This window comes from Flavobacterium sp. KY-23415, assembly GCF_055384985.1.
On the sequence record NZ_AP044001.1, the window covers coordinates 1,635,364 to 1,652,293 of the forward strand.

Sequence of the window (16,930 nt, forward strand, 5' to 3'; positions counted from 1 at the left end):
AGAGACTAACTATTCAAATCCGTCTTTAAACTTTGCTAAGACTATTTCTTTATTTTTTTTGTCATAATAGCATAAAATGTAATAGTCTTCAAACGGAAAATAATGTTCGTATTTGATATTTTTAGTTTGGGTTGTAAATTGATTTATTTTATCAATAAATAAAGGGTCATTAATTTTAGTTTCCTCGAAGTTAGAGTTTAACACAACTTCAAAAGTTGTGTTTTGCACAATATAATCACCACCAAAAGTATCATAATCAAAGTTGTTATATCCAGCAGCTACAGAAGTCATTGCTAGTCCAATGCCAAGAAGTAAGTCTCCATTGCTTCTAATGTTTTTTGAGCCACCAAAATTAGCAATATAATTCCCGTTATAATTATAGATTAAACCGCCAATAGATGTATCGAAAATTCTATTAATAAATTTTTTAGTGTCTTTTAATTTTCGAGGAGCATTATTTGATGTTTGACTATAAAATGTGCTGTTTTTAAAAGGAGAAGGGTTGATTTTATCAATTGTATAAGTCTTAATAAGGTTTTTATTTATATAATCTTGTATTTGTATTTCGAATATATCTTTACTAGATTTTAATTGAAACAAATGATTGTTAATTAACAGTGAGTTGGATTGTTTTATGTTTTTTTCGGAAATATTTTGTAAAAAAACAGATTCATTACATTCTAAAGTAGATAAATTTAATTCTAATAATTGGGTTTTAGTAGTAACATGATCTAAAGTAAAAATAAGCATGTCGTTGTGTAAATAGTATTTCAATTTACTTGTTCCTACTTCAAAAGAATTAAATCCTTTTTTTTCCATTTTTGATAAACCAAATTTTTCAATTAGTTTTAAAAAGGTAGTTTCATTTTGTCTTTCGTCTTCAAAGTTACATTTTGAAAAGTCTAAAGTATTTCTTTTAATCGAATTGCCGTTTAATGTTATTAATTCTAGTGATTTAGATTCTTTATTTCCTACCAAGAAATATAAAACTCCTTTATCGGAGAATTCTGCAAAAACTTGTTCTTCTTTTAAATTTAAATTATATTCGATTGTTTTCGTTATTCTATTATTGAAATCAAATTCAATTCCTAAAAAACGTTCATAATTTTTTGTTGTCCAATAGGAAACAGGATTATTGTTGTTTACGAAGCCACAACCTATTAAATAGTTAAAATCATTAGGTTTTTTAATGGTTAAACTATCTGAAAAAAAGATGAAACTATTAAATTTTGCACCAAAAACAGATTGTTTGTCTGATGCAAAAGTGAAAATTTCTGAAGTAATAGGATTGACGGTAGATATTAATTGATGGTATTCGTTATTCTTTTTGAATTCAAAATTCACATCGGTTAGTCGTACTTGACAATGAAGCAAATTAATAAGGAAATAAAAAAATAATAGTAAACTCTTTTTCATTTTAATAAGAATCAATTAGTAATCAAATATAAAGGAAAAAGAGTTTAATATGCGTTAAATGTTTTGTAAAACTATAACCAAAAAAAGATTAAGTTTTTAAAATGCTCATAATATCTTTAATACTTTTTAAAGCAATAAAATTCTCGTGTTCAATTTTAAAATCAATTTTTTCATATTCCCAAGTAGTATGATAAGGCACATGTATGCCATAGCCACCAATATTTAGAATAGGCAAGACATCAGATTTTAGAGAGTTTCCAATCATCAAAAAATCTTTTGCCTCAATATCTAAACGACCAAGCATTTTTTTATAGTCTAATTCTGTTTTATCGCTTAATACTTCAATATGATGAAAATAATGACCTAAACCAGAATCATGAAGTTTTCTGTGTTGATCTTTCAAGTCTCCTTTTGTAGCCACAATTAGTTTGTATTTTCCTTTTAATATATCTAGTACTTCTATAACATCTGGAAGTAATTCTACAGGTTTTTCTAATAAATCTTTACCAATTGTAATAATCTTATCAATACCATTACCAGAAATTTTATGATTGGTTAATTGTAATGCTGCCTCAATCATAGAAAGAGTAAATGCCTTTATACCAAAACCATATAAGGGTAAATTTTTAACCTGATGATTTAAAATAGTTAGTAAGATTTCTTGACTAGAAGCATAATCTTGAAATAATTCACAGAATCGTTCTTGAGCTTCATCAAAATAAGGTTCATTATGCCAAAGCGTATCGTCTGCATCAAAGGCTATAGTTTTAGGTGAAAAAGTCATTATATATATTTTTTTTAAGATAGTGGACATTCAAAATTACTATTTTTGAGAGGATAAAGAAAGAATATAGCAGGTAAATTATTCATTTGAAGAAAACTACACTTTTGTGTAAAATGGTATGTTAGTCAATATGTTATTTTTGTAATAAAATTAATAGAATGGAAAAGCGATATAGTAGGAATAGAATTTACATAACCAAGCAAGAACAGGCGTTAATAAAAGATTATTCTATTTTGCTTGGAGGTAGTGGAATTGGCAGTGTGATTGCAGAATGCGCATTACGTTTTGGATTCGAAAACATAACTATTATAGATGGGGACCAAGTAGAGTTAACCAATTTGAACAGGCAGAACTATACAGAAGAAGATGTAGATGTAGATAAGGCAGAAGCACTTTTCAAAAGATTGAAACAAATTAACAAAAACGCAAAGATTACATGTTATAATTGTTTTCTAACGGTAGAAAATGTAGAAGAATATATTAGCGGGCATAAAATTGCAATTAATGCTTTAGACTTCACTTCGGATGTTCCATTAGTATTTGACAAAGTTTGTCAAGAAAAAAATATACCCGTTTTACATCCTTACAATTTAGGATGGGGAGGTTTAGTAACGGTAATTACACTCTAGATAGTTTATCCTTGAGTACTTTAGCGAAAGCTAATGAAAAATTTAATGAGGTTAATATGGTAGAATATGCTTCTAGTTATTCGAGATTTTGGGGAAATCCACAAAAATGGTTAGAAGAAATTATTGAAGAGTATAAAAAATCCCCAAATAACTAAAAGTCATTTGGGGATTTTTTGTTCTACTATTTAATAGCTTGACTTAACTAATCAAAGCACCATTCATAACTCCATCCGTATCTGGATTAACAAATACTAGTTTTCCTTCAGCATTATTGGTCATTAAAATCATTCCTGCACTTTCTACACCTCGCAAAGCTCTTGGTGCTAAGTTTACTAAAACGGTTACTCTTTTACCAACTACTTCTTCTGGAGAAAAATGCTCAGCAATTCCTGAAACTATAGTTCTAACATCAATTCCTGTATCTACTTTTAAAACTAAAAGTTTATTCGCTTTTGGCATTTTTTCAGCTTCAAGAATTGTACCTACACGAATATCTAATTTCGTAAAGTCGTCAAACGTAGCAATCTCTTTTTGTGGTTCTGCTTTAGTATTTTCTATCTTATTGGCAGTTTTTGTGGCTTCTAGTTTATCCATTTGTTTTTGAATTTCAGCATCATCTATTTGAGCAAATAAAATTTCTGCTTGTCCAATTTGATGATCGGAAGGAATTAAATCTGTTTTCTTAGAAATGTCATTCCAGTTTATTTTAGAATCATTTTGTTTTAATATTGATTTTAATTTAGTTGAAGTAAATGGTAAAAATGGTTCACATAAAACACTTAAAGCCGTTGCAATTTGTAGCGCAACATACATTTGTGTCTTCACTCTCTCTGGATTCTCTTTAACCACTTTCCATGGTTCTTCATCTGCTAAATATTTATTCCCTAAACGAGCCACATTCATAACTTCTCCTAAAGCTTCTCTAAAACGATAACGCTCAATTGAAGAGGCAATAACTGCTGGATACGCTTTTAATTCAGTCAAAGTTTGTTCATCAATTGCGGTAAATTCGTTAGGAGTTGGAACAATCCCATTATAGTATTTATTGGTAAGCACCACCACACGATTGATGAAGTTACCATAGATAGCCGCCAATTCATTATTATTTCTTGCTTGAAAATCTTTCCAAGTAAAGTCATTGTCTTTTGTTTCTGGAGCATTTGCAGTTAAAGTATAGCGTAATGCATCTTGTTTATCTGGAAAGTCTTGTAAATATTCGTGCAACCAAACCGCCCAATTTTTAGAAGTAGATAATTTATTACCTTCTAAATTTAAAAATTCATTAGCAGGAACATTATCTGGCAAAATATAGCTTCCTTCCGCTTTTAACATCGCAGGGAAAATGATACAATGAAAAACAATATTATCTTTCCCAATAAAGTGAACTAATTTAGTGTCTTGATCTTTCCAATACGGTTCCCAATCTTTTCCTTGTTTTGCAGCCCATTCTTTAGTAGCAGAGATATAGCCAATTGGAGCATCAAACCATACATATAGTTTTTTACCTTCAGCACCTTCAACAGGAACATCAATCCCCCAATCTAAATCACGAGTTACAGCTCTTGGCTCTAAACCAGCATCAACCCATGATTTTACCTGACCGTAAACATTAGATTTCCAGTCATTTTTATGTCCCTCTAAAACCCATTCACGTAAAAAGGCATCATATTCATTTAATGGTAAAAACCAATGTTTTGTTTCTTTTAAAACAGGAGTTTCTCCAGTTATGGTCGATTTTGGATTAATTAAATCAGTGGCATTCAATGATGAACCACATTTTTCGCATTGATCACCATAAGCTTCTTCATTTCCACATTTGGGACAAGTACCTGTCACAAAACGATCGGCTAAAAATTGATCTGCTTTGGCGTCATATAATTGTTCTGTAGTTTGTTCTATAAATTTACCATTTTCATATAATTTTCTAAAAAACTCTTGAGCAGTATCATGATGGATTTTTGCAGAAGTTCTTGAGTAATTATCAAATGAAATGCCAAAATCTTTAAAAGACTGACGAATAATTCCGTCATATTTATCAATAACTTCTTGTGGTGTAATCCCTTCTTTTTTAGCCTTCATCGAAATTGCAACTCCATGTTCATCACTTCCACACATAAAAGCAACGTCTTTTCCTTGCAAACGTAAATATCTTGCATAAATATCACTTGGAACGTAAACACCTGCTAAATGTCCAATATGAATTGGACCATTAGTATAAGGTAAAGCAGCGGTAATTGTGTATCTTTTTGGATTCTCTAACATGTTTTTATAAAAATTTGAGTTGCTGAAATTTCTTCAGAATTGATGCAAAAATAAATCATTGATTGTGAATAAGCGAATTTTAAAACGAATTTGTTTATTTTTGAAAGAAAGTATTAATTTAACTTCTGCTAAATGATAAGATTATTAATTTTACTTTTTTTAATTTCAAATACAAATTACGCTCAAACTAAAATGAAAATTCCACCATTTCTAAAAAAAGGCGATACTATTGCTATTGTATGTACAGCTCGAAAATTTATGCCTGAAGAGGCTAAACCAGCGATTGAATTGTTAGAATCTTGGGGATTAAAAACGAAGATAGGAAGAACTATTGGTTTGGATAGTTGTCAATTAGGAGGAACCGATGCAGAACGTGCGGCTGATTTGCAAGAACAGATGGACGATGAAAATGTTAAAGCAATTTGGTGTGCCCGAGGAGGATATGGTACTGTTCGAATTATTGATTTATTAGATTTTGCAAAATTTGTAGAAAATCCAAAATGGATCATGGGTTTTAGTGACGTTACTGTTTTGCATAGTCATTTAAATACTCTGAGAGTGGCTTCTTTGCACTCTATAATGCCCTTTACTGTACCAAAAGCCCCAGAGTTGGTTAAAGAAACTTTTAGAAAAGCAATTTTTGGTGAAAAATTAGACTATGTAATTCCTTCTAAAGATTATAATTTAAAAGGTAAAACAAAGGGCGAATTAGTTGGAGGTAACATTTCTATTTTGTACAGTCTTTTAGGCTCAAAATCAGCTATAGATACAAAAAATAAAATTCTTTTTATTGAAGATTTGGACGAATATTTATATCACTTGGATAGAATGATGTATAATATTAAAAGAAATGGCTATTTCGAAAATGTAAAAGGAATCATTGTTGGGAGTTTATCAGATATGCATGATAACGAAATACCTTTTGGACAAAATGCAGTGCAAATTATATCAGCAATTGCTAAAGATTACAACATACCAATAGCTTTCGATTTTTGTGCAGGTCATCAAAAAGACAATCGCACTTTAATTTTAGGAAGTCAAGTCGAATTTGAAGTTAACGAAAATGAAACCAAATTAGTTTTTAAAAACTAATAATTCAAAAATGGCAGAACACAATGATTTAGGAAGAATTGGTGAAGAGAAAGCAGTCGCTTTTCTTCAAGAGAAAGGATATGATATTTTAGAGACAAATTGGGTTTTTGATAAAGCAGAAATCGATATTATAGCACAAAAAGCTAATGTTTTAGCGGTCGTAGAGGTAAAAACACGTTCAAGTTTAGATTTTGGTTTGCCTCAGGATTTTGTTAAACCTAAAAAAATTCAGTTATTACTAAAAGCTGTAAATGAATATGTTATTTCTAAAGACCTAGATGTTGATGTTCGTTTTGATATTATTGCGATTCACAATGAAAAAAATAAATTTAACATAGAACACATAGAAGAAGCTTTTTATTATTTTTAGTTATAAATATAACATTTTGTGTTTTTTTACTACATTTGTAAAAAAGATACACAATGAAAACTATTTCTTCTGTTGTTGAACAGTACATTAAATCGAAACCATTTCTATTAAATTCCTTATCGCAAGGAATAATAAATTTAACTTCTTTAGCAAGAGTAATGATGCCTTATTTAGAGAAAGAATTAGGAAAAGATATTAAGCAAGGAGCAGTAGTAATGTCTTTGAAAAGGCTTTCTGAAGAATTAGATTTTAAAATTAATCATAAAATATCTAGGGTATTAAAAAATACAGGAGAAATTACTGTGCGTTCTTCTTTAACAGACTACGCTTTTGTAATCTCAGAAACCCTATTAGATAATCAAGCTAGATTACTATCTGAAATAAATAAAGAGGCAGATGTTTTTTATACTTCATCTAGAGGTGTAAATGAATCAAATATTATTATTAGTACTTCAATGTCCTATTTAGTTGCCGATTTGTTAAAGATGGAGAAAATTACTCATAAAATAGAGAATTTATCTTCAATTACTGTCAAATTACCTCAAGAAAATATTTCTGTCCCTGGTGTTTATTATTATATTTTTCAAAGATTAGCTTGGGAAGGTATCATTATTCATGAAGTTATTTCAACAACAAACGAGTTTACCATTATTGTTAGCGATAGCCAGATAGATATTGCATTTAAAGTAATTAAAGATTTGAAAACGATACAAGACTAGTAAAAAAGGTCTTGTTTTTTTTTACATCAAAAAAAGAAGTGTATTTTTACCAATCTATTATACTAAAAATAGAAAATTGAAGTTAAAGAAATAAAGCTTTTTATCTTGAAAAACAACATAGTAAATTATTCATGCACTCTTGGCTTATTCTTTTTTTTGATAGCATGTTCTGTCAAGAAGGATAAGTTCGTCAATCGAAATTTTCATGCCGTAACAACAGAATATAATGTTTTGTACAATGGAAATATTGCACTCGAAGCGGGCAAGGTCGACTTGATTCAAACTTATAAAGATAATTTTTGGGAAATATTACCAGTTGAAAGAATTGCAGATAAAGAAGAGGAAATACTTCCAGGGCAAGCAAAAAATCCAAATTTTGAAAGAGCAGAAGAAAAAGCGGTAAAAGCAATTCAAAAGCATTCCATGAATATTGATGGTTCTGAAAGAAATCCACAAATGGATGAAGCCTATTTGCTTTTGGCAAAAGCAAGGTATTTTGACAACAGATTCCTTCCATCATTAGAAGCACTCAATTACATTCTATATAAATATCCTAAAAGTGATAAAATTTATCATGCAAAAGTTTGGCGAGAAAAAGTAAATATTCGCTTAGATAATGAAGAAACAGCAATTAAAAATTTAAAAAAACTTTTAGAAGATAAGAAAATTGATGGTCAAGATCTGGCAGATGCTAATGCAATGCTAACGCAAGCCTATATGAATGTTGGGGCTAATGATAGTGCTATAGCAACAATAAAAATAGCTAAATTAGAAACAAGAAGCAACGAAGAAAGAGCCAGATATTCATTTATTTTAGGTCAATTATATGAATCATTTGAATATAATGATAGTGCTTTTGCTTCTTTTCAAGAAGTGATAGATATGAATAGAAAATCTCCAAGAAGATATGTTATTCAAGCACATGCAAAACAAGCATTACAGTTTGATTATAAAAATGGAGATACTTTAGTTTTTACAGAGAAATTCAACAAATTAATTGAAGATAGAGAGAACCGACCTTTCCTAGATGTTTTGTATCATCAAATGGCAGTTTTCTATGACAAACAAAAAATAGACAGTACAGCAAAGAAATTCTATAATAAGTCTCTCAAATCAATTTCGCAAGATAAATACTTAATAGCTTCAAATTATAGAAATTTGGGGGAAATGTATTTTAAAAATGCCGAATACAAAATTGCTGGAAAATATTATGATAGTACTTTATTGCGTCTAGATAATGCTACAAAAGAGTATAGAAAAATTAAGAAAAAAAGAGATAATCTAGATGATGTAATTAAATATGAAGATATTGCTAGAGAAAATGACAGTATTCTTTCTGTAGTTGCAATGTCCAATGTGGAGCGAAACGCATATTATCAAAAGCACATTGATAAAATAAAAAAAGAAGACGAATTAAAAGCTAAAAGAGAAGCAGAACAAGCAGAACGCGAAGCCAATAAATTGGCAAACAATGCAACCTTATCGCAAACAAATTTGCCAAAAGGAAATCAAAACGGAAATCTATCTGTGTTTTCACCAAAAGGAATGCCTAATTCTTCTGCTAATGATGAGCAAAGTACATTTTATTTTTATAATCCAGTTACAGTTGCGTTTGGAAAAAAAGAATTTAAAAGTAAGTGGGGAAATAGAGCGCATAAAGAAAACTGGAAACTGTCTAGTGCTGTTTCAGATAATAAAATTGAAACATTAGAAAATCAAGAAACAGATTCAGCAGATGAAGATTCATTGAACGAAACCGTATTCAAACCAGAATATGAAATAGATTTCTATACTTCTAAATTGCCAACAGAAAAGAAAGTTCTGGATAGTATTCATAAAGATAGAAATTTTGCCTATTATCAATTAGGGATTATATACAAGGAGAAGTTTAAAGAATATGAATTGGCAGCATCAAGATTGGAAAAGCTTTTGGATAATAATCCAGAAGAAAGATTAATATTGCCAGCAAAATATAATTTGTTTAAAATTTATGAAATAATTGATGCATCAAAAGCAGCGCAATATAAAAATCAAATTTTAACAGAATACCCTACAAGTCGCTATGCACAAATTATCGCAAACCCTTCAATAACACTTGAAGACGAAACAAATCCAGAAAATATATATAATAAATTATATAAAAAATACGATGAAAATTTACTTAGAGAGGCGTTTGTTGAAGTAAATGAAAGAGTAGATCAATATTTTGGAGAAGAAATTTTGCCAAAATTTGAAATGTTAAAAGCGAACCTTGTTGGACGATTAGAAGGAGTGGAAGAATATAAAAAAGCTTTAAACTATATAGCATTAACCTATCCAGATATAGAAGAAGGTAAACAAGCAGAACAATTATTACAGACAGATATACCAAAGTTAGAACTAGTTGATTTTGGAATATCAGACCCAACATCTTGGAAAATAATTTTTCCAAAAAATGTTGAAGAAAAAGAAGAAACAAAAATATTGATTGAAAAAATCACTAAATATTTAAAAGCTCGAAACAATGAAGATCTTTTTTTATCTACAGATATTTACAATCTAAATCAAGACTTTATAGTTGTTCATGGTTTAATAACAGAGGAAGTTGCAAAAGCAACATTAAGTGTCTTGCAAGAATATAAGGATTATAAAATAAAAGACATAGCCTATATTATAGGAGTAGAAGATTATAGAGTAATTCAAATTAAGAAAAAATTTGATGAAAAAATAAAATAAAACAACAACCCCAAAAAAATACTTAGAGACATGTTTGAAAAAACTAAAGAAAAAGAAAACCCACTTGGAAAAACCAACAGAATTGTTCAAGGAACTATAATCAAAGGAGATATAGAATCTAAAGATGATTTTAGATTAGATGGGGTTCTTATCGGTAATTATAATTCGCCTGGCAAATTAGTAATAGGAAATACTGGAGAAGTGCAAGGAGATATCAAATGTAAAAATTTAGATATTGAGGGGAAGTTTATTGGAAAACTAGAAGTAGATGAATTATTAACAATAAAATCTACTGCACATATAAAAGGTGATGTTGTTATTGGAAAGCTATCTGTAGAGCCAGGAGCTCTTTTTGAAGCTAGCTGTGCTATGAAATCTAAGTCTAGAGAAGTAGAAAAACATCAGAAATGATAATTTTAAATTTAAAACAAGAAAAGCCTGTCAAATTAACAGGCTTTTCTTGTTTTAATAGAATTCTTTTTTACGAGGATAATTGATTATTTAGAATCAATCTATTTACTGTGATTTTGTCATTTGCTGTTATTTTTGACAATAATACATCAAAAGTAATTTAAAATTTAACTATTATCATTTTAAGTCTTGTAATTTGTAAAAATTCAATATTTTTTTAACAAAAAAAATACATTCTAAAATCGCGAGTTACCGTTAAAAGATGTTATTGTGCACTTTATCGAGTAGCTTAGTTTGCTTAATACATTTTTTTTCTAAAATCTTTGCACTTTAATACAAAGTACAATTTTATGAAGAAGAATTTTTTTTACTTATTAATGGTCTTTTCCATTTTATGTGTATTTCAAACCAATGCACAAAGTAAATTTAAAGGTATTGTTAAGGATAATCAAGAAAGACTTAGTCTTTACGGTGCGACTGTAAGAGTAGTATCTCCAGGTAGTAATTTAGAAGAAAAAACTGCTGTGGATTTTGATGGAACATTTAAAATTAGCTCTGTTAAAGCTTTTGGTACAATTGAGATCTCTATGAACGGTTACATAACCAAGGAAATTCCATTCTACAAAACGCAAGACGAAACAGTCGATTTAGGTACTATTTATTTAGAAGAAAATTTAGTAGTTGAAAGAGATGTTGTCGTAACTACTTCTAGTATTGACGTTATTAAAGATAGAAAGACACCAATATCGTCTTCTACAATGAGAAATTATGAAATGCGTGAAAAAGTTTCTAACAAAGACTTTATTGAATTAACTAACGAAATGCCAGGTGTTTATACGTCTAGAGTAGGTGGTGGTTTTGGAGATACAAGAATTAATGTTAGAGGTTTTGAGCAAAATAATATTTCGCCTATGATTGATGGTATTCCTGTGTATGATTTAGAAGCAGGTATTGTTGACTGGGCAAACATAACATCTATTAATGATGTTGCAACATCCATTCAGTTGCAAAGAGGATTAGGAGCTTCGAAGCTTGTGAACTCATCTGTAGCAGGGACAATGAATATGATCTTGAGAAATGCAAACCACGATAAAGGAGGATTTGTTTATAATTCTACAGGTAACGATAGTTATAGAAAATTTGCAGGATCTTATGCAACAGGATTGTTGAAAAACGGATTTTCTGCAAATATCTTGTTAAGTGCTACTTCTGGAGATGGTTATGTAAAATCTACAAATTTTGAAGCATATTCATATTATTTAGCTTTAGGATATAAAAAAGGGAAAAACGATTTCCAATTTAAAGTTTTTGGAGCACCAGAAACACGTAACCAAAGAATATCAGATATTAGATTGTCTGATTATATTAGAAGAGGAAACGGAGTAGATGAGCCAAATTATAAATACAATCGTGATTGGGGGTATTTGAATAATAAAGAATATGCGACGAAAGTAAGTTTTGGGCACAAACCATTAGGGATTTTTCAATGGGATTTAAACTTTACTGATAAAACACAGTTATCTACAAAATTATATACTTCTAAAGGAACTAGTGGAAATACTAATTTCTCTGGAGGAATTTTAGGAAGAAGTGCAATGAATTGGATTGACGGAAATGAACAAATTGCATTAGATTTTATAAATCAATATAATTCTAATACATTTACTGCTGATCCTAATAGTATCTATTTTAGAGATCCTAATTATAATGGACAATATATAAATTCTCCTTTTAATGGAGCAGTGTATGATTCTAATGGGAATTTTCAAGGGTACACTTATAATTCTGGGATAAGTTTGTTGTCAGAAATTACAAACCAGACTTTTTATGGAGGTATTTTGAATTTAAGTACAGAATTGGCAAAAAATTTAAAGCTAAACTATGGTTTAGATGCTCGTAAAACAGTTTATAATAAAACAAGAATTGTAAATGATTTGTTTGGTGCTGATGGCTACTCTATTGATTATACAGGTGCGATAAGTGCTGGTGTTCCGGGTATTAGATATTCGTTAAATACTAACAACACAGCTTTGCCTGAAGCGAATATTGATTTTACTAAGAAAAACTTAGGAGCAACTCCAGTAGATTATAACTATGATGCGAATATTGCCTATTTAGGATCTTATGCGCAAATTGAATATGATATTTGGAACTTAAATTTATTAGCACAAGGTGGTTTTAACAGACAGTTTATTCAAAGAACAGATTATTCTCTAATTGATGGTTCTCAAGATAAAACATCTGAATTACCAATCGATGGTTATAATGCTAAATTTGGAGTGAACTATAATATTACTAACAAACATAATATTTGGGCAAATGCAGGTTTTGTATCTCGTCCTCCTGTATTCGTTACTGTATATAGTGGTTTGAATAATGATATTAATCCATACTTTAAAAATGAAAAATTTAAATCTATTGAGGTAGGTTATGGATTTAGATCTAAACATATTAGTTTAAACTTGAGTGCCTATTCATCGGATCATAAAGATGCTGAGACACCATATTATTCTCCAGAATTAGGTAACTTTGGTACTACTTCAGGAATCAATAGAATCAACAGAGGTGTTGAGTTGGCTATGACTGTTGCTCCAATTAGAAAATTAATTTTTGATGGTGCTTTATCTATGGGAGATTGGAAATATAGTTCTAACGCTATATTTTATGATTTGTTACCTGGAAGTACTACACCTGTTTCTACATTATATATTAAAGATCACAAAATTGGAGGAGCTCCACAATTGATGGCATCGTTAGGTTTTAATTATGAGGTTTTTAATAACTTTATTTTTGGTTCTAAAGCGAGATATAACGATAAAATGTATGCTTCTCCTTCTTTGGAAAGATATGATCCGGAATTTTATAGAGCATCAGCTACATACTTTACAAATCCAATTGAATTACCAGACTTTACAGTAGTAGATGTGCATGCGTCTTATAGATTTAAAGTAAATGTTAATGATGCTATTGATTTACGTTTAAATATTGATAATTTCTTCAATAGAAAATATATTTCAGAATCTAATTCAAGTTATGAAGTAGATAGTGCAGACCCTTCTACATTCGATATTAATAATGCTACCAATCCAACTTTTAGAGATAACGGAAATGTATATAGAGGAATTGCTGGTGGTAATAATGCATTCTTCGGTTTTGGAAGAACGTGGAACTTTACAGTTAGATACGAATTCTAATCATTTAAGATTATAGTCTAGAAAAGGAGTTGCTTTTGCAGCTCCTTTTTTTTATATTTACGCCTAACTAAAAAAGGAAATGAATAACAAACCAAATAAATGGTTGTCGCTCATAACAATCCCATTTCAAATGGGATTTATTATTTTTATTGCGAATAGATTAGGGGTTTATATTGACGAACAATATAAAACGGTTAACTATGCTAAAATAATTACTTTATTAGGGGTGTTTATTGCAATGTATCAAGTAATACAACAAGTGAATTTTATTAATAAGAAAGATAAAAAATAGTGAAAGAGAATATATACATAAGGTTTTTGTTATTATGCGCGGTAATTTTGTTTGTTAATCTTGGAATGCTATATGGTTTCGGGTGGAATGTAAAAATAGAAGCGGAAAATGTGCAATTGTTTAAAATGATAGCTTTTTTCCTTTTTACAAGTTTGCTAATGTTATTAGTACATGTTTATATTAACAAAGAAAAAAAAGACATTTTAGGGTATGCATTTTTGGTAACATTAACGATAAAAATGATTTTTTCCTATGTGTTCATCGCATCAATAAAACAGTCAGATGTTTTGGGTGAATTAGAGAAAATTTGTTTTTTTGTTCTTTTTGTTGAATTTTTGTTTATAGATGTGTTTTTTACAGTAAAATTGTTGAATAAAAATAATTGGAATTAAAAAAAAATAACAGGTCGCAAAAAAAAGTTTGTATAAAATAAGACAGTGTTAATTAATATTGTACTTTTGCAAAAAATTTTAACGACCGTAAAAATTATATTTTATAACGATATGGTGATTTCAAGAAAACCACTTAGTTTAATTGTAGCTATCGCATTTTCGATACTACCATTCTTTAGTACAGCTAACACGACATCGGATAGCACATCAGTTGCTGTTGAACATGCTCACGAATCTCATGGAGAAGATCATTCTGGCCATGAAGGTTTGTCGCAAAAAGAAAAAGTAGATGCTCATATTGCGCATCACTTACAAGATTCTTATGATTTTATTTTCTTTTCAGATGAAGCAGAAGGAAAACATTATGGTTTTTCATTGCCAGTTATCTTAATTGATAATGGGCTTAAAATGTTTTCTGCATCTAAATTTCATCATGGAGAAACAGTTGCCGAAGTTGATGGTCAACATTACAAATTGTTTCATAATAAAATTTATAAAACAGATGCAGAAGGAACGCTAAAATTCGATGAGCATCATCATCCAACAAACGAAAAGCCATTGAATTTTTCAATTACAAAAAATGTTTTTTCTTTGTTTGTAACTGCTATAATTATCTTCTTCTTGTTTTATGGTTTGGCAAAAACATATAAAACAAGTCATAATAATTTACCAAAAGGGTTTAATAGAGTTTTAGAGCCTTTAGTAATCTATGTGAGAGATGAAATAGCAAGGCCTAATATTGGTGAGGCAAAATATAAAAAATTCATGCCATATCTATTAACTGTGTTTTTCTTAATATGGTTATTAAACCTTATTGGTTTAACGCCTTTAGGAATTAATGTTACCGGAAATATTGCAGTAACTATGTGTTTGGCAATATTTACGTTTCTTGTTACTCAGTTTAGTGCAAACAAAGACTATTGGGGACATATTTTCTGGATGCCTGGAGTTCCGGTTCCAATGAAAATCATCTTGGCTCCAATAGAAGTTTTAGGTATGTTCACAAAACCATTTTCTTTAATGATTCGTTTGTTTGCTAATATAACAGCAGGTCACACGGTAGTTATGGGATTAATTGCAATTGTTTTTGTAATGAAAGAACAATTAACAACAGTTGGAGCAACAACAGTTTCTTTGGCTTTGACATTGTTTATTTCTGTAATTGAAATTTTAGTTGCATTTTTGCAAGCCTATATCTTCACAATGTTATCGTCTTTGTTTATCGGTATGGCAGTACAAGAGCATCATCATGATGATGATCATCATTAAAATGTAAAAAAAAGAGAAAAATAAATTTTGTTTAATTATATATATCAATTATTATGGAAATTCCAGGTTTAGTAGGTGCAGGTTTAATCGTAATCGGAGCTGGTTTAGGTTTAGGTAAAATTGGTGGTTCAGCTATGGACGCTATTGCTCGCCAACCAGAAGCTGCTGGTAAAATTCAAACTGCGATGATTATCATCGGTGCATTATTGGAAGGTTTAGCATTCGGTGCTTTAATCTTAGGGAAAAACTAATTAAAGAGAAAAACTACACCTTTAGCGGTTGGCTGAAGGTGTTGTTCTATTAAACAATTTTTTTTGAAACATATTTTAAAGTTTATATAATGGATAAATTAATTAATGATTTTTCATACGGTTTGTTTTTTTGGCAAGCTATTATACTTGTAATTTTAATTATATTATTAGCTAAATTTGCGTGGAAGCCAATCATAGCTTCTTTGTCAGCTCGTGAAGAAGGTATTTCTAATGCTTTGATGGCTGCAGAAAATGCTAAAAAAGATTTAGCAAATTTAAAAGCAGATAATGAAAAGTTACTAGTTGAAGCGAGAGCAGAAAGAGATGCAATGCTTAAAGAAGCACGTGAAATGAAAGAGGCTATGATTGCAGAGGCTAAAGAAGAAGCAACAGAGCAAGGAAACAAAATGATTGCTCAAGCAAAAGCAGCCATTGAAAACGAGAAAAATTCAGCTATGGCAGAATTGAAAAATCAAGTTTCTTCACTTTCATTAGAAATTGCAGAAAAAATATTAAGAGATGAACTTTCTAACAAAGAAGCTCAAACAAAATTGGTTGAGAAAATGTTAGGAGATGCTAAATTAAATTAATTATGGCAGGGACTAGAGCAGCTATACGATATGCAAAAGCTATTCTGGATATGGCTAAAGCAAACAACAATGAAACAAATGTAAATACCGACATGAATGCGGTGCTTGCAGCTGTTAAAGAGAGTGATGAGTTAAAAGAATTTTTAAATAGTCCTGTAATCTCAGGACCATCAAAATTTGCTGCTTTATCAGAAATTTTTGCTACAGCTCAAAATGAAATGAAAGGATTATTTCAGTTACTTTTAGAAAATAAAAGGTTTGAAATATTACCAGCAATAGCTTCAGAATATAATAAATTATTTGATGAAGCTAATGGTTTAGAAACAGTTGTTGTAACAACAGCAGTGCCTTTAACTTCAGATCTAGAATCAAAAGTGTTAGCGAAAATCAAAGAATTTTCAAATAATAAAGTTACCATTAATAATATAGTGGATTCATCAATAATTGGAGGATTTATTATAAGAATGGGAGACAAACAATATAATGCGTCTGTAGTGAACAGATTGCAACAATTAAAAAGAGAGTTTAGTAATTAATAATATAG

The 16,930-nt window shown here is 29.7% G+C and carries 16 protein-coding genes and 1 pseudogene; 14 read left to right on the forward strand and 3 right to left on the reverse strand.

What is annotated here, in order from left to right:
- Positions 1–9: 9 nt before the first annotated feature.
- Entirely contained in the window at positions 10–1,416 is a 1,407-nt protein-coding gene (locus ACZ49Z_RS07295) for a hypothetical protein (RefSeq protein ID WP_464307525.1), read from the reverse strand.
- A gap of 88 nt (positions 1,417–1,504) precedes the next feature.
- A complete protein-coding gene (locus ACZ49Z_RS07300; protein WP_464307526.1) occupies positions 1,505–2,200 on the reverse strand; it encodes an HAD family hydrolase in 696 nt (231 codons plus the stop codon).
- Positions 2,201–2,358: 158 nt separating this feature from the next.
- On the opposite strand from ACZ49Z_RS07300, the gene ACZ49Z_RS07305 reads away from it, so the two are divergent.
- Positions 2,359–2,829 (forward strand): ThiF family adenylyltransferase, encoded by a 471-nt coding sequence (locus ACZ49Z_RS07305; protein ID WP_464307527.1) that lies wholly within the window; start codon positions 2,359–2,361, stop codon positions 2,827–2,829.
- An 11-nt stretch (positions 2,830–2,840) separates the two neighbouring features.
- Positions 2,841–2,984 (forward strand): hypothetical protein, encoded by a 144-nt coding sequence (locus ACZ49Z_RS07310; RefSeq protein ID WP_464307528.1) that lies wholly within the window; start codon positions 2,841–2,843, stop codon positions 2,982–2,984.
- A 43-nt stretch (positions 2,985–3,027) separates the two neighbouring features.
- On the opposite strand, the pseudogene metG reads toward ACZ49Z_RS07310, so the two are convergent.
- Positions 3,028–5,100: pseudogene (gene metG / locus ACZ49Z_RS07315) on the reverse strand (methionine--tRNA ligase); the annotation flags it as partial.
- 123 nt (positions 5,101–5,223) lie between these two features.
- Between metG and ACZ49Z_RS07320 the strand changes: the two are divergent.
- The 12 genes from ACZ49Z_RS07320 (at position 5,224) to atpH (ending at position 16,922) form a co-directional block, all read left to right on the forward strand.
- On the forward strand, positions 5,224–6,183 hold the full coding sequence (locus tag ACZ49Z_RS07320; RefSeq protein WP_464307529.1) for a S66 peptidase family protein: 960 nt from the start codon (positions 5,224–5,226) through the stop codon (positions 6,181–6,183).
- A 10-nt stretch (positions 6,184–6,193) separates the two neighbouring features.
- Positions 6,194–6,553 (forward strand): YraN family protein, encoded by a 360-nt coding sequence (locus ACZ49Z_RS07325; protein ID WP_464307530.1) that lies wholly within the window; start codon positions 6,194–6,196, stop codon positions 6,551–6,553.
- A 53-nt stretch (positions 6,554–6,606) separates the two neighbouring features.
- Positions 6,607–7,272 (forward strand): aspartate kinase, encoded by a 666-nt coding sequence (locus tag ACZ49Z_RS07330; protein ID WP_464307531.1) that lies wholly within the window; start codon positions 6,607–6,609, stop codon positions 7,270–7,272.
- A gap of 105 nt (positions 7,273–7,377) precedes the next feature.
- On the forward strand, positions 7,378–9,987 hold the full coding sequence (porW, locus tag ACZ49Z_RS07335; RefSeq protein WP_464307532.1) for a type IX secretion system periplasmic lipoprotein PorW/SprE: 2,610 nt from the start codon (positions 7,378–7,380) through the stop codon (positions 9,985–9,987).
- A gap of 30 nt (positions 9,988–10,017) precedes the next feature.
- Complete coding sequence (locus ACZ49Z_RS07340) at positions 10,018–10,398, forward strand: bactofilin family protein (protein ID WP_464307533.1); 381 nt, start codon at positions 10,018–10,020, stop codon at positions 10,396–10,398.
- Positions 10,399–10,748: 350 nt separating this feature from the next.
- Positions 10,749–13,592 carry a TonB-dependent receptor gene (locus tag ACZ49Z_RS07345; RefSeq protein ID WP_464307534.1) on the forward strand — a complete coding sequence of 948 codons (2,844 nt, stop codon included), beginning with the start codon at positions 10,749–10,751 and terminating at the stop codon, positions 13,590–13,592.
- A 79-nt stretch (positions 13,593–13,671) separates the two neighbouring features.
- The gene (locus ACZ49Z_RS07350) at positions 13,672–13,884 is read left to right on the forward strand and encodes an AtpZ/AtpI family protein (RefSeq protein WP_464307535.1); all 213 of its coding nucleotides are present in this window, start codon (positions 13,672–13,674) and stop codon (positions 13,882–13,884) included.
- Between the two features lie 158 nt (positions 13,885–14,042).
- Positions 14,043–14,276 carry a hypothetical protein gene (locus ACZ49Z_RS07355; protein WP_464307536.1) on the forward strand — a complete coding sequence of 78 codons (234 nt, stop codon included), beginning with the start codon at positions 14,043–14,045 and terminating at the stop codon, positions 14,274–14,276.
- Positions 14,277–14,387: 111 nt separating this feature from the next.
- Entirely contained in the window at positions 14,388–15,545 is a 1,158-nt protein-coding gene (atpB, locus tag ACZ49Z_RS07360) for a F0F1 ATP synthase subunit A (protein ID WP_464308052.1), read from the forward strand.
- Positions 15,546–15,598: 53 nt separating this feature from the next.
- Positions 15,599–15,796, forward strand: a complete 198-nt coding sequence (locus ACZ49Z_RS07365) for an ATP synthase F0 subunit C (RefSeq protein WP_464307537.1) — start codon at positions 15,599–15,601, stop codon at positions 15,794–15,796.
- Between the two features lie 89 nt (positions 15,797–15,885).
- On the forward strand, positions 15,886–16,386 hold the full coding sequence (locus tag ACZ49Z_RS07370; protein ID WP_464307538.1) for a F0F1 ATP synthase subunit B: 501 nt from the start codon (positions 15,886–15,888) through the stop codon (positions 16,384–16,386).
- A 2-nt stretch (positions 16,387–16,388) separates the two neighbouring features.
- The gene (gene atpH, locus ACZ49Z_RS07375; RefSeq protein ID WP_464307539.1) at positions 16,389–16,922 is read left to right on the forward strand and encodes an ATP synthase F1 subunit delta; all 534 of its coding nucleotides are present in this window, start codon (positions 16,389–16,391) and stop codon (positions 16,920–16,922) included.
- Positions 16,923–16,930 lie beyond the last annotated feature (8 nt).

What these genes read in the sequence shown, in the direction of transcription:
- ACZ49Z_RS07370 (WP_464307538.1), top strand. Translation starts at nt 15,886, where the DNA reads ATGGATAAATTAATTAATGATTTTTCATACGGTTTGTTTTTTTGGCAA.
- ACZ49Z_RS07345 (WP_464307534.1), top strand. Translation starts at nt 10,749, where the DNA reads ATGAAGAAGAATTTTTTTTACTTATTAATGGTCTTTTCCATTTTATGT.
- ACZ49Z_RS07305 (WP_464307527.1), top strand. Translation starts at nt 2,359, where the DNA reads ATGGAAAAGCGATATAGTAGGAATAGAATTTACATAACCAAGCAAGAA.
- ACZ49Z_RS07295 (WP_464307525.1), bottom strand. Translation starts at nt 1,416, where the DNA reads ATGAAAAAGAGTTTACTATTATTTTTTTATTTCCTTATTAATTTGCTT.
- atpB (WP_464308052.1), top strand. Translation starts at nt 14,388, where the DNA reads ATGGTGATTTCAAGAAAACCACTTAGTTTAATTGTAGCTATCGCATTT.
- ACZ49Z_RS07365 (WP_464307537.1), top strand. Translation starts at nt 15,599, where the DNA reads ATGGAAATTCCAGGTTTAGTAGGTGCAGGTTTAATCGTAATCGGAGCT.
- ACZ49Z_RS07355 (WP_464307536.1), top strand. Translation starts at nt 14,043, where the DNA reads ATGTTATTAGTACATGTTTATATTAACAAAGAAAAAAAAGACATTTTA.
- ACZ49Z_RS07350 (WP_464307535.1), top strand. Translation starts at nt 13,672, where the DNA reads ATGAATAACAAACCAAATAAATGGTTGTCGCTCATAACAATCCCATTT.
- ACZ49Z_RS07325 (WP_464307530.1), top strand. Translation starts at nt 6,194, where the DNA reads ATGGCAGAACACAATGATTTAGGAAGAATTGGTGAAGAGAAAGCAGTC.
- ACZ49Z_RS07330 (WP_464307531.1), top strand. Translation starts at nt 6,607, where the DNA reads ATGAAAACTATTTCTTCTGTTGTTGAACAGTACATTAAATCGAAACCA.
- ACZ49Z_RS07320 (WP_464307529.1), top strand. Translation starts at nt 5,224, where the DNA reads ATGATAAGATTATTAATTTTACTTTTTTTAATTTCAAATACAAATTAC.
- atpH (WP_464307539.1), top strand. Translation starts at nt 16,389, where the DNA reads ATGGCAGGGACTAGAGCAGCTATACGATATGCAAAAGCTATTCTGGAT.
- ACZ49Z_RS07300 (WP_464307526.1), bottom strand. Translation starts at nt 2,200, where the DNA reads ATGACTTTTTCACCTAAAACTATAGCCTTTGATGCAGACGATACGCTT.
- ACZ49Z_RS07340 (WP_464307533.1), top strand. Translation starts at nt 10,018, where the DNA reads ATGTTTGAAAAAACTAAAGAAAAAGAAAACCCACTTGGAAAAACCAAC.